The organism is Telluria sp. LT1R51-2 (assembly GCF_059685775.1).
This window is the reverse complement of sequence record NZ_JCASIM010000003.1, coordinates 1-13,758: the sequence shown is the minus strand read 5'-3', so window position 1 is coordinate 13,758 and position 13,758 is coordinate 1. Positions and strand designations below refer to the sequence as shown.

13 protein-coding genes and 1 riboswitch are annotated in these 13,758 nt (G+C 65.8%); all 13 genes read left to right on the top strand.

Translation table 11 applies throughout. The annotated features are described in order from the left end of the window. Positions 1-403 precede the first annotated feature (403 nt). The 13 genes from cobT (at position 404) to AC56LH_RS22495 (ending at position 13,538) form a co-directional block, all read left to right on the top strand. On the top strand, positions 404-1,450 hold the full coding sequence (cobT, locus tag AC56LH_RS22555; protein WP_499649854.1) for a nicotinate-nucleotide--dimethylbenzimidazole phosphoribosyltransferase: 1,047 nt from the start codon (positions 404-406) through the stop codon (positions 1,448-1,450). After that, positions 1,447-2,229, top strand: coding sequence for an adenosylcobinamide-GDP ribazoletransferase (locus AC56LH_RS22550; RefSeq protein WP_499649853.1), 783 nt, complete (start codon positions 1,447-1,449; stop codon positions 2,227-2,229). Before cobT ends, AC56LH_RS22550 begins: the two co-directional genes overlap by 4 nt. Continuing rightward, positions 2,229-2,771, top strand: coding sequence for a histidine phosphatase family protein (locus AC56LH_RS22545; protein ID WP_499649851.1), 543 nt, complete (start codon positions 2,229-2,231; stop codon positions 2,769-2,771). The genes AC56LH_RS22550 and AC56LH_RS22545 overlap by 1 nt, the downstream gene beginning before the upstream one ends. Before the next feature lie 20 nt (positions 2,772-2,791). Then, positions 2,792-3,027: riboswitch (cobalamin riboswitch) on the top strand. Positions 3,028-3,092: 65 nt separating this feature from the next. Then, complete coding sequence (locus AC56LH_RS22540) at positions 3,093-4,925, top strand: TonB-dependent receptor domain-containing protein (RefSeq protein ID WP_499649849.1); 1,833 nt, start codon at positions 3,093-3,095, stop codon at positions 4,923-4,925. Positions 4,926-4,985: 60 nt separating this feature from the next. Continuing rightward, positions 4,986-6,008 (top strand): FecCD family ABC transporter permease, encoded by a 1,023-nt coding sequence (locus tag AC56LH_RS22535; protein ID WP_499649847.1) that lies wholly within the window; start codon positions 4,986-4,988, stop codon positions 6,006-6,008. Further along, complete coding sequence (locus tag AC56LH_RS22530; protein WP_499649845.1) at positions 6,005-6,784, top strand: ABC transporter ATP-binding protein; 780 nt, start codon at positions 6,005-6,007, stop codon at positions 6,782-6,784. The genes AC56LH_RS22535 and AC56LH_RS22530 overlap by 4 nt, the downstream gene beginning before the upstream one ends. After that, positions 6,781-7,407 (top strand): cob(I)yrinic acid a,c-diamide adenosyltransferase, encoded by a 627-nt coding sequence (gene cobO, locus AC56LH_RS22525; RefSeq protein WP_499649843.1) that lies wholly within the window; start codon positions 6,781-6,783, stop codon positions 7,405-7,407. Before AC56LH_RS22530 ends, cobO begins: the two co-directional genes overlap by 4 nt. Continuing rightward, complete coding sequence (locus AC56LH_RS22520; protein WP_499649841.1) at positions 7,407-8,717, top strand: cobyrinic acid a,c-diamide synthase CobB; 1,311 nt, start codon at positions 7,407-7,409, stop codon at positions 8,715-8,717. Before cobO ends, AC56LH_RS22520 begins: the two co-directional genes overlap by 1 nt. Then, positions 8,714-9,274, top strand: a complete 561-nt coding sequence (gene cobU / locus AC56LH_RS22515; protein WP_499649839.1) for a bifunctional adenosylcobinamide kinase/adenosylcobinamide-phosphate guanylyltransferase — start codon at positions 8,714-8,716, stop codon at positions 9,272-9,274. The genes AC56LH_RS22520 and cobU overlap by 4 nt, the downstream gene beginning before the upstream one ends. Continuing rightward, a complete protein-coding gene (gene cbiB, locus AC56LH_RS22510) occupies positions 9,268-10,212 on the top strand; it encodes an adenosylcobinamide-phosphate synthase CbiB (RefSeq protein ID WP_499649838.1) in 945 nt (314 codons plus the stop codon). Before cobU ends, cbiB begins: the two co-directional genes overlap by 7 nt. Beyond that, positions 10,205-11,185 carry a threonine-phosphate decarboxylase CobD gene (cobD, locus tag AC56LH_RS22505; protein ID WP_499649836.1) on the top strand — a complete coding sequence of 327 codons (981 nt, stop codon included), beginning with the start codon at positions 10,205-10,207 and terminating at the stop codon, positions 11,183-11,185. Before cbiB ends, cobD begins: the two co-directional genes overlap by 8 nt. Continuing rightward, positions 11,182-12,075: a cobalamin-binding protein gene (locus tag AC56LH_RS22500; RefSeq protein ID WP_499649834.1), complete on the top strand. Its 894-nt coding sequence runs from the start codon at positions 11,182-11,184 to the stop codon at positions 12,073-12,075. The genes cobD and AC56LH_RS22500 overlap by 4 nt, the downstream gene beginning before the upstream one ends. After that, positions 12,072-13,538 carry a cobyric acid synthase gene (locus tag AC56LH_RS22495; RefSeq protein WP_499649832.1) on the top strand — a complete coding sequence of 489 codons (1,467 nt, stop codon included), beginning with the start codon at positions 12,072-12,074 and terminating at the stop codon, positions 13,536-13,538. Before AC56LH_RS22500 ends, AC56LH_RS22495 begins: the two co-directional genes overlap by 4 nt. The last annotated feature ends 220 nt before the right edge of the window (positions 13,539-13,758 follow it).

Here is a 13,758-nt window from a genome sequence, read left to right as displayed (position 1 = left end):
CCTTGCGGCAGGGGTCGCTCACTCAAAATACTGACCGTTACTCATTGCTGAGCAACGTATTTCTTTTTTGTGAACATTTGATAATTTAAGTAATCAAGAACCGAAGTTCTTGGCACCATCATCAAACGCCCACACTTATCGACTGTTAATTTTTAAAGAACTTTATTCGGTACTGCTTCTGCCGTTTGCTACGAAGCGTTGTGTTCGTTAGCAGCAGAGAGGCGAGATTATGAAGTGTTTCTCAAATTTCGTCAACCCCTGATTTACTTCTTTTTCTTCGCTGTCGCTGCGTTTGAAGCGGCGTCTGCGTCGAGGAGCGAGACTATAACAAAGCCTCGGCCGTCTTGCAATGCTTTCTGCTGTGATATCGTAGCCGCCGCCCATAGCGACCTTTCTACTACTCATGCATATTCCTGTTATTGCCCCGATCGCCAACCCGGCGCTGTCCCAATCCCTGGCTGCGGCCATCAATAACAAGACCAAACCGCTCGGCAGCCTGGGCCGCCTCGAGTCGCTTGCCGCCCAACTGGGTCTGATCCAGCAGACAACCCAGGTGACGATCGATCAACCTGCAATCCTTGTCTTTGCCGCTGACCACGGCGTGGTCGCCGAGGGCATCTCGGCCTATCCACAAGACGTGACCTGGCAGATGGTCGAGAACTTCCTGGCCAACGGCGCGGCCATCAATGTCTTCGCGCGCCAGAATGGCTGCGGGCTACGCGTAATCGACGCTGGCGTGAATCACGAATTCGGCGTGCGCGCTGGTCTGCTCGACCGAAAAGTCGCCAACGGCACCCGCAACTTCGCCGTCGAACCGGCGATGTCCGCGCAGGACTGCGCAACGGCCCTCGAACATGGCATGGCCCTGGCGCGCGACCTGCCCGGCAATGTCGTGGGCTTCGGCGAGATGGGCATTGGGAACACGACTTCTGCCGCCGCCCTGATGCACAAACTGACCGGCCAGCCGGCGGCAGCCTGCGTTGGTGCAGGCACCGGCCTGACACCTGACGGCATCCGCCACAAAGAGCACGTGGTTGCTGCCGCCGTCGCGCATCACGCCAGCGTGCACCAACTGCTTGACGTGCTGGCGACCTTCGGCGGCTTCGAAATCGCGATGATGGCCGGCGCCATGCTGCAGGCAGCCCACCTGCGCAAGGTGCTGCTGATCGACGGCTTCATCGTCACCAGCGCGCTGCTGGTCGCCGCGCGCCTGCAACCGGCGATCCTCGACTATTGCGTGTTCGCGCACTGCTCCGGTGAGCATGGCCACGCCCTGCTGCTCGAGCAGCTCGGAGCACGGCCGCTGCTCGACCTGGGCCTGCGCCTGGGCGAAGGCACCGGCAGCGCACTCGCCCTGCCCCTGCTACACGCAGCGGCCAACTTCCTGAGCGAGATGGCGACCTTCGCATCGGCCCAGGTCTCGGGACAACTCGACGAGCACGCGGAATGATCCATCAACTGCGCCTGTTCTTCATTGCGCTGCAGTTTTTCACGCGGATCCCGATCCCGCGCTGGGTCGGCTTCGAGCCGGCCTGGCTCAATCACGCGTCGCGCTACTTCCCGCTGGTGGGCGTGGTGGTGGGTGCGATCGGGGCGGCCGTCTACGTCATCGCCGCGCACTGGCTGCCAGCGCCAGTGGCCGCCGTGCTTTCCACCGCCGTGACGATCTACCTCACCGGCGCCTTCCACGAAGACGGCTTCGCCGACACCTGCGATGGCCTGGGCGGCGGCATGACGAAAGAACGCGCGCTCGAGATCATGAAGGATTCACGCGTCGGTGCGTATGGTGCGATCGGCATCGTCTGCATGCTGGGCGCGAAGCTGGCCGCACTCGCCACGCTGCCACCCTTGACTGCTGTCGGCGCCCTGCTGCTGGCGCACCCGCTTTCGCGCCTGGCCGCCACATCCCTGATCTGGCAGATGGAATACGCCCGCGCCGAAGGCAAGGCCAAGCCGCTGGCCGTGCGCATGAGCAGCGCCGAATTCGGGATTGCAACGCTCACGGTGCTCGTGCCAGCAATCGTGCTGCTGGCCGTTGGCCTGCTCGACCTGGCCGCGATTGGCGCCGCGCTGTTTTCGGCCTTGCTGGCCACGCGCTGGCTGGCCCATAAATTCACGCGCCGGCTGCAGGGCTACACGGGCGACTGCCTTGGCGCCGTGCAGCAGTTGGCCGAAGTGGCCATCTACATCGCGGTGCTGGCCACGCTCGGCCGCGGCGCGCTGGCCTGATGCGCCTGTACCTCGTACGCCACCCGAAACCGGCCGTGCCGGCAGGGTACTGCTATGGCCGCACCGACCTGCCGGCGCAGGACACTGAGACTGCGCGCGTGCTGGCGGCGCTGCATCATCAGAACCTGCCCGGCGCCATGCCGGTCTGCGCCAGCCCGTTGCAACGCAGCGCCGTGCTGGCGCAGCAGCTGTCAAGCGCACCCACGTTCGACGCACGCCTGGCCGAGATGGACTTTGGCGCGTGGGAGCTGCGCCACTGGGATGACATCACGCGGGACGAGATCGATGCCTGGAACGCCGACCTGCTTCACTACCGCCCGGGCGGCGGCGAAAACGTCATGCAGGTCGCCGTGCGCGTGGCCGAGTTTCGCGCCGACATCCAGCGCGCAGGGCACGCCGAGGCACTCGTCATCTGCCACGCCGGCACCATGCGCCTGCTGCACGCCATGTCCGGCGGCGGTACATTGGAGGATGCTGCGCTGCGTGCGGCATCGACACCACACCAGATCGGCTATGGCGAAGTCATGGTGCTGGAAATATGACAATGCCCGGTTCAACCACCTTATAATGAGCGCGTTTTGGTGCTCGCACCTGCGTTCGCAGGTGCAGTTAAACGGGAAACACGAAGCCCTTCACACGGCCAACGCGTGCTGCCCCCGCAACGGTAAGCAAGTGCTGCAGCCTCTCATCGGATCCTGCGGCAAACCGCCCCCTCATACCACTGTGCTTTTCTGAGCATGGGAAGGTCGGACGGCCATACTTGTCAGCCCGGATACCGGCCAAAAGGTGGATACGCGCACAGCGCGATCCTTTGAATCCAGCCCACGGGGACGTCGGCGGGATGCCTTTGATAAGAACCACTCATGAATTTTCCAGTAAGCCGGCAAGCGGCCGCTGTGTCGCTCGCACTCGCCCTCATCTCGTCCACCGCCATCGCCGAAGTCGCTGACACCGTCGTCGTCACCGCCACCCGCACGCCGCAACCCGCTGCGGACCTGATCGCCGACACCACCGTCATCAACGCCGAAGAGATCGCGCGCTCGGGCGCCGGCTCGGTGGCCGACATCCTGCAGCGCCAGCGTGGCATCGAGATCACCCGCAACGGCCCGGCCGGCACCGCCACCAGCGTCTACGTGCGCGGCGCGAACGCCAACCAGATCGTCGTGCTGCTCGACGGCGTGCGCATCGCCTCGGGCACGACCGGCACCGCCAGCTGGAATGCCATCCCGCTGGGCGCCATCGACCGCATCGAAATCGTCTACGGTCCACTGAGCACGCTGTACGGCGCCGATGCCATCGGCGGCGTGATCCAGATCTTCACGCGCAAGGGCGAAGGCGCACCTGTCGTCACCGCTTCGGTCGGCGCGGGCAGCAACGCGACGCTGCAGGGCGACGCAGGCATCTTCGGCAGCAGCGGTGGCCCGAATGCCATCAACTATGCCTTCGGCGCCGGCTACGAAGAGTCGGATGGCTTCTCGTCCACGCGGCCCGGTGCGTCGGGCTACAACGCGGACGAAGACGGCTACCGCCGCCGCAACGCCAATGGTCGTGTGTCGATGGCGCTCGCGCCGGGTCACGAGATCGGCGCCCAGTTCCTGGCCAGTCGCACGTACAGCCAGTACGACGCCAGTGGTTCCGGCAGCTACGATGTGCACAGCGACACGGACCTGAACACCGCCGCCGTCTACATGAACAACCAGATCCTGCCGAACTGGCGCAGCACCATGCAGTACGCGCGTTCGGAAGACAAGTCGGGCAGCTTCAGCAACGCCACGGCCAGCGGCGCCAGCCAGGTCGACACCAAGCAGAACGAATTCTCGTGGCAGAACAACGTCGCCATTGGCCAGGACACGCTGCAGCTGCTGTTCAACCACCGCAAGGAAGAAGTGGCGTCGATGCGCAAGACACGCATCACCAATTCATATGCAGCGGCGTATTCGGCCAAGCGCGCCAATCACCTGTTCGATGTCAGCGCGCGCCAGGACCGCTCGGTCTACGGCAGCCAGAACACCGGCGCTGCAGGCTACGGCTACGAATTCGGCAACGGCCTGCGCGCCACCGCCAGCATCGGCACGAGCTTCCGCGCCCCGACGTTCAACGAGTTGTACTTCCCGAACTACGGCCTGGAGACGAACAAGCCGGAAAAAGGCCGCAACCGTGAAGTGGGCCTGCGCTACGACGGCAATGGCTACAAGCTCGACGCCACGTACTTCCACAACCGCCTGACCGACATGATCGTATCAAGCACGCCCTGCCCGGATGGTATAAACCGCAGCTGCGCCTACAACGTCAACGAAGCAACGCTCGAAGGCTTCTCGCTGGCCGGCAGCACGCGCCTGATGGACGTGAACCTGCGCGCCAGCCTCGATTGGCAGGATCCGCGTGACGACACCACCGGCCGCCAGCTGGCGCGCCGCGCGAAGAAGCACGCCAACTTCGCGGCCGACTACGTGATGGGCCAGTTAAAGAGCGGCGCCGAGCTGACCGTGTCGGGTGACCGTTTCGACAACGCGCCCAATACCAGCCGCCTGGGTGGCTACGGCTTGCTGAACCTGTACACCACGTACCAGTTCACGCCCGACTGGTCCTTGCTGCTGCGCGTGAATAACGTCGCGGACAAGAACTACGAAGTGGCGCGCAACTACGGCACCAGCGGCCGCACCTGGTTCGCGTCGCTGCGCTACGGCATCCGTTAAGCTGGCATTTTTCGCCCGCGGCGCACGCGCCGCGGGCATCGATCAACTATCAGGGCCCGCATGCAAGCACCCGTCCCGTCATTACGCCAACGCGCCACGCTCATCGTCGGCGCCATGCTGGTCCTGGCCATCGCCACCCTGCTGTTCTCGGGCATGACCGGTTCCATCCGCGTGCCACTCAGCGATATCCCCGACGCCCTGCGCCAATTGGCCAGCGGCCAACCCGAATCCCTGTCCGCATCCCTGCTCGACCTGCGCGCCAGCCGCGCGCTGGTGGCCTTTGCCACCGGCGGCGCCCTCGCCCTGGCCGGCCTGATGATGCAGGCGCTGTTACGCAATCCCCTCGCCGACCCGTATGTGCTGGGCGTCTCGTCCGGCGCGTCAGTCGGCGCCCTCCTCGCCCTGCTGCTCATGGCGTCCACGCTGATGGTCGATGCGGCCGCACTGGTGGGCGCGATTGGCGTCTCCCTGCTGCTGTACGTGTTGGCGCGGCGCGACCTGCGCAGCGGCCAGGCCGCCGAAGGCGGCGCCTCGATGCTGCTGCTGACCGGGGTGATTGTCTCGGCCCTGTGCGGCTCCCTCGTCACCCTCATGCTGTCGATCGCGCCCGAGGGGCGCCTGCGCAGCATGATCTTCTGGCTGATTGGCGACCTGGCCGGCGCGCCGCTGCGCCTGGCGCCGTGGATCGTGCTGGTCGGCGCGCTACTGTTTGCCATGCGCAGCGCACGCGCCATGAACATGGTCGCGCTGCACGCCGAAAACGCCGTCACGCTGGGCGTGCGCGTGAGCGCGCTGCGCAAGGGCCTGTTCTTCGTGTCGGCGCTGCTCACGGCGAGCGCCGTCACCAGCGCCGGTTCGATTGGCTTCGTCGGCCTGATCGTGCCGCACGCCTGCCGCTTCGCCTTCGGGCCCGATCACCGCGTGCTGATTCCCGCCGTCGTCCTGAGCGGCGGCGCGTTCCTGGTGCTGTGCGACACGCTGGCACGCACGATCGTCGCGCCGCAGCAGCTGCCGGTCGGCGCCATCACGGCGATGATCGGTGCGCCGGTCTTCCTGTATCAACTGCACCGCATGCGCAAATGACCGTCATCGCCACCCACGACCTGCGTCTATCCATTGCCGGGCGCACCCTGGTGCAGGGCTTGAACTGGTCCGCGCAACCGGGCGAATGCTGGAGCATCATCGGCCGCAACGGCGCCGGCAAGAGCACTTTGCTGCGTACGCTGGCGGGCTTGCACCAGCCCGACGGCGGCGCGGTCCACATCGGCGGACGCGCCCTGGCAGCCTGGCCGCTGACCGACCTGGCGCGCGAGCGCGCCTTTCTCGCCCAGTCGCGCCACGACGCCTTTGCCTACACGGTGCTCGAGAGCGTGCTCTCGGCGCGCCACCCGTACCACGCCAACCGCTACTGGGAAGGCAGCGACGACCATCAGATTGCGCTGGAAGCCCTGGCGTCGATGGACGTGAGTGACCTGGCGGCGCGCGACGTGCGCACGCTGTCCGGCGGCGAGCGCCAGCGCGTGGCGATTGCCGCCCTGCTGGCCCAACAAACCCCGTTGCTGCTGCTCGACGAGCCAGCCAATGCGCTCGACCTGGCGCACCAGGTGAGCGTGACAGGCCTGCTTGCGCGCCTGTGCCGCGAGCAGAATCGCACCGTGGTCATGATCGGCCACGACCTGAACCTGGCTTCGCGCATCTCGACCCACGTGCTGCTGCTGATGGGCGATGGCCGCTGGCATGCCGGCACCAACGAACAGACCATGCAGAGCGCGCTGCTGGGCGACTACCTCGGCCACCCGATCGAGATGATCGAACATCACGGCCGCCGCATCTTCATCCCTCAAGAGGATTCCGCATGAACGACATGACTTCCGAACAAACCGCTGCGCTGAACGAGCGCCATCGCGTGCGCATGGAGCGCAAGAAAGCCGTCATCGACGCAAAGATCGCGTCGGCCGACAAAGAGATCGGCATCATCATCGTCAATACCGGCAACGGTAAAGGCAAGAGCTCGAGCGCGTTCGGCATGGTCGCGCGCGCACTGGGCCACGGCATGCAGGTCGGCGTGGTCCAGTTCATCAAGGGCGCGCTGTCGACCGGCGAGGAAACCTTCCTGCGCCGCTTCCCGGACGAAGTGCGCTTTCATGCGATGGGCGAAGGCTATACCTGGGAAACCCAGAACCGCGAGCGCGACATCGAAAAAGCGACCGAGGCATGGGCGCTGGCCAAGCAGTTCCTGTCCGATCCGAGTATCGGCATGGTGGTGCTGGACGAACTGAATATCGCGCTCAAATACGGGTACGTCGACGTGCACACCGTGATCGCCGACCTGCTGGATCGCCCGACCATGCAGCACGTGGTGATCACGGGCCGTGGCGCGCCGCCCGAACTGGTGGCGATCGCCGACACCGTCACCGAAATGAACGTCGTCAAGCACGCGTTCAAGGCGGGGATCGGCGCCCAGGCCGGGACGGAGTGGTAATGAACCCGCATCCCGGCGCGCGCGTGGTGCTGGTGGCGGCAATGGCCTCCGGCCAGGGCAAGACTACCGTCACGGCCGCATTGGCGCGGCGTTTGATCCGCATGGGCAAGCGCGTGCGCGTGTTCAAGTGCGGTCCCGACTTCGTCGATCCGGTGATGCTGGAAAGCGCGTGCGGCACGCCCGTCCACAATCTGGATTTGTGGATGGTCGGCCTTGAAGCCTGCCGCCAGCGCCTGCAGGCCGCCGCTGCGGAGGCCGACGCGATTCTCGTCGAAGGCGTGATGGGCCTGTATGACGGCGCGCCATCGAGCGCCGACCTGGCGCGCGCGTTCGGGATTCCGGTGCTTGCGGTACTGGATGCATCGGCGATGGCGCAGACGGCCGGCGCCGTGGCGCAAGGCTTGCGTGACTATGGTCCCGTGCAGATGGCTGGCGTGATCGCCAACCGCGTCGCCAGCAGCGGCCACGCGGCGATGGTCAAGGAGTCGCTGCGCGACATTCCCCTGATCGGCACCCTGGCGCGTCAGGAACATCAGCTGCCCGAGCGGCAACTGGGCCTGGTGCTGCCGGGTGAAGTCGAAGAGCTGCAGCGTATCCTTGACGCGCTGGCCGACAGCATCGAGTTCGATGAGGCGGCGTGGGATGCGCTGCCTGTGATGGTGCCCGCATTGGCACCGGCGCACGCCGTCCCGGCGCAGATCGACACGCCGCTAGCCGGCCGCACGATCGCAATCGCGCATGACCCGTCGTTCATGTTCGTGTATCCGGCGAACGTCGAGCTGCTCAAGGCGCTGGGCGCGCAGATCACCTACTTTGCACCGCTGTCGAACGACGCGGTGCCGGACCATGCCGACGCCGTGTACCTGCCGGGCGGCTATCCCGAGCTGCATGGCGCGGTGCTGCAAGGCGCAACGCGCTGGCGTGATTCGATCCGCGCGGCCCATGCGCGCGGCGTGTCGATCGTGGCCGAATGCGGCGGCATGATGGCCCTGGCCGATGGCTTGACCGACAGCGATGGCCGGCGCTGGGAGATGGCCGGCGTGCTGCCGGGCGAAGTGGCGATGCAACAGCGCCTGGCTGGCCTCGGCATGCATGCGCTGGCCACGCCGGAGGGCGAACTGCGCGGCCACACCTTCCACTATTCGCTGCTGGCCACCGACGTGCCGCCGCAGGCACATACCGTCAAGCAGCGCACGCAGACACCGGGCGAAGCGGTGTACCGCGTCGGTTCGCTGTTCGCGTCCTACTTCCACGGTTACTTCCCGTCCAACCCACGCGCGGTTGCCGCGCTGTTTGGCGGTGCGCCATGAGCGCGACGCTGGTCTTTGGCGGCGCACGCTCGGGCAAGAGCGCCTTCGCCGAACGGCTGGCGCGCGAGTCGGGCCGGGAAGTCGTGTATATCGCCACCTCGCGCGCGGGTGATGGCGAGATGGCGGCGCGCATTGCGCTGCACCGGGCGCAGCGGCCGCCCGAATGGCGCACGGTCGAAGAAGAACTGGCGCTGGCGCAGACGCTGCGCGCCGAATGCCTGCCGGGTCGCCTGGTGCTGGTCGATTGCTTGACGCTGTGGCTCAGCAACCTGATGTTCTGCGATGGCCGTGAGTATCCCGAGGTCGGCGCTTTGACGCTGCCGGACCGGTTTCATGAAGAACGCGCGGCCCTGCTGGACCTGCTCGATGCGGGCTTGCCGGGCAACGTGGTCTTCGTGTCGAACGAAGTCGGCATGGGCATCGTGCCGTGGGGCGCGATCTCGCGCAGCTTTGCCGACGAAGCCGGACGGCTGAATCAGGCGGTGGCTGCGCGCGTGGACAGCGCGGTGCTGGTCGCGGCCGGCCTGCCACTTTTTCTGAAGGGTTCCCTGTGCTGACTGGCTTGTCGTTGTCGACGGTGGCGCTGCTGCTGGTGGCAGGTAGTGCGCTCGACCTGTTGCTGGGCGAGACGCGGCGCTGGCATCCGCTGGTGGGCTTCGGCAATCTGGCGAACTTCATCGAGCGGCGCCTGAACCGAGGCAACCTGCGCCTGCCGCGCGGTGGCCTCGCATGGACGTTCGCAGTGCTGCCATTGACTGCCTTGTTCGTCGTGCTGACCGATGTCGCCGGCCTGTGGCTGCACGCGGTGCTGCTGTACCTGTGCATCGGCCTGCGCAGCCTGCGCGATCATACGATCCCGATCTACGAGGCGCTGCGCAGCGGCGATCTGGCCCAGGGGCGCGCACTGACCGCCCGCATCGTCAGCCGCGACACTGCCAACGCCAGCGAGTCCGACCTGGCCAAGGCAAGCGTCGAGTCGCTTCTTGAAAACGGCAACGACGCCGTGTTCGGCACGCTGTTCTGGTTCATCCTGCTGGGCGGGCCAGGCGCGGTGCTGTTCCGGCTCGCCAATACGCTCGATGCGATGTGGGGTTATCGCAGCGCGCGTTTCAATCTGTTCGGCCGCCCTGCAGCGCGCATTGACGACGTGTTGAATTATCTTCCGGCGCGCCTGACCGCGCTGTCGTATGTGCTGCTGGCCGGTGCGGGGCGTGCGCGCGCCTGGCACTGCTGGCGCACGCAGGCGCCGGCATGGAGCAGCCCGAACGCCGGGCCGGTGATGGCCAGCGGCGCCGGCGCACTGGGCGTGTCGCTCGGCGGCGCGGCCGTCTACGATGGCGAGGTCGAACAGCGCCCGCCACTGGGCGCCGGGCCGGCCGCCTGCGCCGGCGACATCCGGCGCGCCTGGCAGCTGGTGCTGCGCACGACACTGCTGTGGCTCGGCGTCGTCTGCCTGCTGGCCGTGTTATCCGTGATCGGGGCGCCGCATGCTTGAACATGGCGGCAACCTGCGCGAGGCCGCGCGGTATGACGGGCGCGACGACTGGATCGACCTGTCGACCGGGATCAACCCGCATGGCTATCCGGCCCCGGCGCCTTCGCCCGGGGCCTGGCTGCGTCTGCCCGAGCCGGATCCGGCGCTGCTGGCGGCGGCCTGTGCGTACTACCAGGCGTCGCAAATGCTGCCGGTGGCCGGCACCCAGGCTGCGATCCAGGCCCTTCCCCGCCTGCGTGCACCGTCGCGCGTCGCCGTGTCGGCGCCATCGTACGCGGAGCACGCGCACCACTGGGGTCAGCACGGCCACCTGCTGCGGCAAATCACATACGCCGAACTGGAAGCGGCGGTCGACGTCAGCGATGTCGTCGTCGTCGTCAATCCGAACAACCCGACCGGCGAGACAATCGCGCCGGAACGCCTGCTCGACTGGGCTACACGCCTGCAGGCGCGCGGCGGCTGGCTGATCGTCGACGAAGCGTTTGGCGACACCACGACGGCGCTCAGCGTGGCAATGCACGCATCGCAGCCCGGCCTCATCGTGCTGCGCTCGATCGGCAAATTCTTTGGCCTCGCCGGCCTGCGCCTGGGCTTCGTCGCCGCGCACGACAGCCTGCTGCGCGATCTGGCGGATCTGCTGGGGCCCTGGACCATCAGCGGTCCGGCGCAGGAAATCGCGCTGGCTGCACTGACCGATAGCGCCTGGCAGCACGCAACGCGCACCAGTCTGCGCCAGTCGGGCGAGCGGATGACGCGGCTGTTGCTGGAGCACGGTATCGCCAGCAGTGGCACGACGTTGTTCCGCTGGTGGCCGCAAATACAGCCCGAAGCCTTCCACGCCCACATGGCAGCGCGCGGCATCTGGTGCCGGTTGTTCCGGGATGCCGGGCGCGGTATCCGCGTCGGCCTGCCGGCAGGCGAACCTGAATGGCACCGCTTTGAACACGCACTTCATGAATGGAACCAACGATGAAAACAACGATGCTGACGGCTGCCCTGACGGCGGCGCTGATCACAGGCCTGTCGATCACCTGTGCGCAGGCCGCGATCACGGTCAAGGACGATGGCGGCCAGACCGTCACGGTCGCCAAGCCGGCGCTGCGCATCATCTCGCTCGCGCCGAGCGTGACCGAGCTGCTGTTCGCGGCCGGTGGCGGCAGCCGCGTCGTGGGCACCGTGAACTATAGCGATTATCCGGAAGCCGCCAACCGTATCCCGCGTATCGGGTCGAACCGCGAGATCGACATGGAATTATTGATCTCGCTGAAGCCCGACCTGATCGTGGCCTGGCGCCACAACAGCTCGGACAGGCAAATCGAAATGGTGCGCCAGCTCGGCATCCCTGTGTTCCAGAGCGATGCGCAGACGCTGGGTGCCATTCCGGACAGCGTCGAACGGCTTGGCCAGTTGATGGGGACCGATGCGGCAGCCAAAACGGCGGCGGCCGCGCTGCGCACGCAGCTGGCCAGCCTGCGCAAGCAGTACGCAGGCCGCGCGCCGGTGCGCGTCTTTTACCAGGTGTGGGACAAGCCGCTGTACACGCTCAGCGGAAAACACATCCTGACCGATGCGATGCACCTGTGCGGCGGTGTGAACGTCTTCGACAAGCTGGCCGTGACAGCGCCGGTGGTCACGCTCGAGAGCGTGCTGCAGGAAAATCCCGAAGTGATCATCGCCACGGCCGAAAAGAACTACGGCGGCGTGCAGTTGTGGAAGTCGTACGGCACCATGACTGCCGTGAGCCGCAATAATCTGTTCACGCTCGACGGCCATTTGCTTAATCGCGCGGGGCCGCGCATGATCCAGGGCACAGCCACCATGTGCGAGGCGCTGGAGCAGGCACGCCAGCGGCGCCCGAAATGAGCACGTTCCCCTACCGGACCCTGATGGTGCAAGGGACGACGTCGGACGCCGGCAAAACGACGGTGGTCGCGGCGCTGTGCCGGCTATTGATGCAGCGCGGCGTGAAGGTCGCGCCGTTCAAGCCACAGAACATGGCGCTGAATAGCGCGGTCACGCGCGATGGCGGCGAGATCGGCCGCGCCCAGGCGCTGCAGGCCATCGCCGCCGGTATCGAGGCGCACACCGACATGAACCCGGTGCTGCTCAAGCCATCGAGCGACACCGGCGCCCAGGTCATCATCCATGGCCGGGTGCGCGCCGACATGAATGCGCGCGACTACCACCAGTACAAACCGATCGCGATGGGCGCGGTGCTCGAATCGCATGCGCGCCTGCTGGCCCAGTACGAGGCCGTGATCGTCGAAGGCGCCGGCAGTCCGGCCGAAATCAATCTGCGCGATCGCGACATTGCCAATATGGGCTTTGCCGAAGCGGTTGACTGTCCGGTGATCCTGGTTGCCGACATCGATCGCGGCGGCGTGTTTGCGCACTTGGTCGGCACGTTATCGTGCCTGTCGCAGTCTGAGCGCGACCGCGTGATCGGCTTTGTCATCAACCGCTTCCGGGGCGACATCAAGCTGCTCGAACCGGGGCTGGATTGGCTCGAGGCGCAAACCGGCAAGCCGGTGCTGGCGGTGCTGCCTTATCTGCACGGACTGTTCCTCGATGCCGAAGATGCCGTGCAGGCGGCGCAAACGAGCAAGGGCGCGTTTGGCGTGGTCGTGCCAAGCCTGCCGCGCATGAGTAACCACACCGATTTCGATGCGCTGCGCGCGCATCCCGACATCGACCTGCGTTTCGTGCGCGAGGGCGAAACGATTCCCGGCGCCGACCTGATCATCCTCCCGGGCAGCAAGAACACGCGCGGCGATCTGGCCTGGCTCGATACGCATGGGTGGCGTGAGCAGATTGCGCGCCACCTGCGTTACGGCGGGAAGGTCATCGGCGTGTGCGGCGGATTCCAGATGCTGGGGAAGACAGTTGGCGACCCACATGGTGTGGAAGGCGCGCCGGGCGTGTCGAACGGACTCGGACTGCTTGATATCGATACCGAGCTCACACGTGACAAGCAATTGACGCGGGTCGAAGGACTATGTGCATTCGTGCCAGGCGATACGTCAGGTCGCGTCAGCGGGTATGAAATCCATATGGGCGTATCGAGTGGTGCGGCGATGACGCGGCCTGTGTTTGCGATCGACGGGCGCGGTGAAGGCGCGATGTCGGCCGATGGCCAGATCATGGGGACGTATCTGCATGGCCTGTTCGATCATCCGGATGCCTGCAGCGCGCTGCTGCGCTGGGCAGGGTCGCGCAGCGAGCAGGTGGTCGATACTGCGCAGCTGCGTGAAGCCAGTCTGGATCGGATTGCGGTGTCGGTGGAAGGATTGCTGGACAGATTAATTGGCTTGCGGGATCGCACATAAGGAGGCGCAATTCGCCTGGATGCGAAAAAGCCCGCCGGTGTGAATCAGCGGGCTTTTTTTGCAGATAGGTCGTCGTATATTGGACCAGCTGAATACAGCACCCCAAAGCGAAAAGCCCCACTCAGATCACTGAGTGGGGCTTTTCTATATAACTAGCCTGACGATAACCTACTTTCACACTGGTTGCAGCACTATCATCGGCGCAAAGTCGTTTCACGGT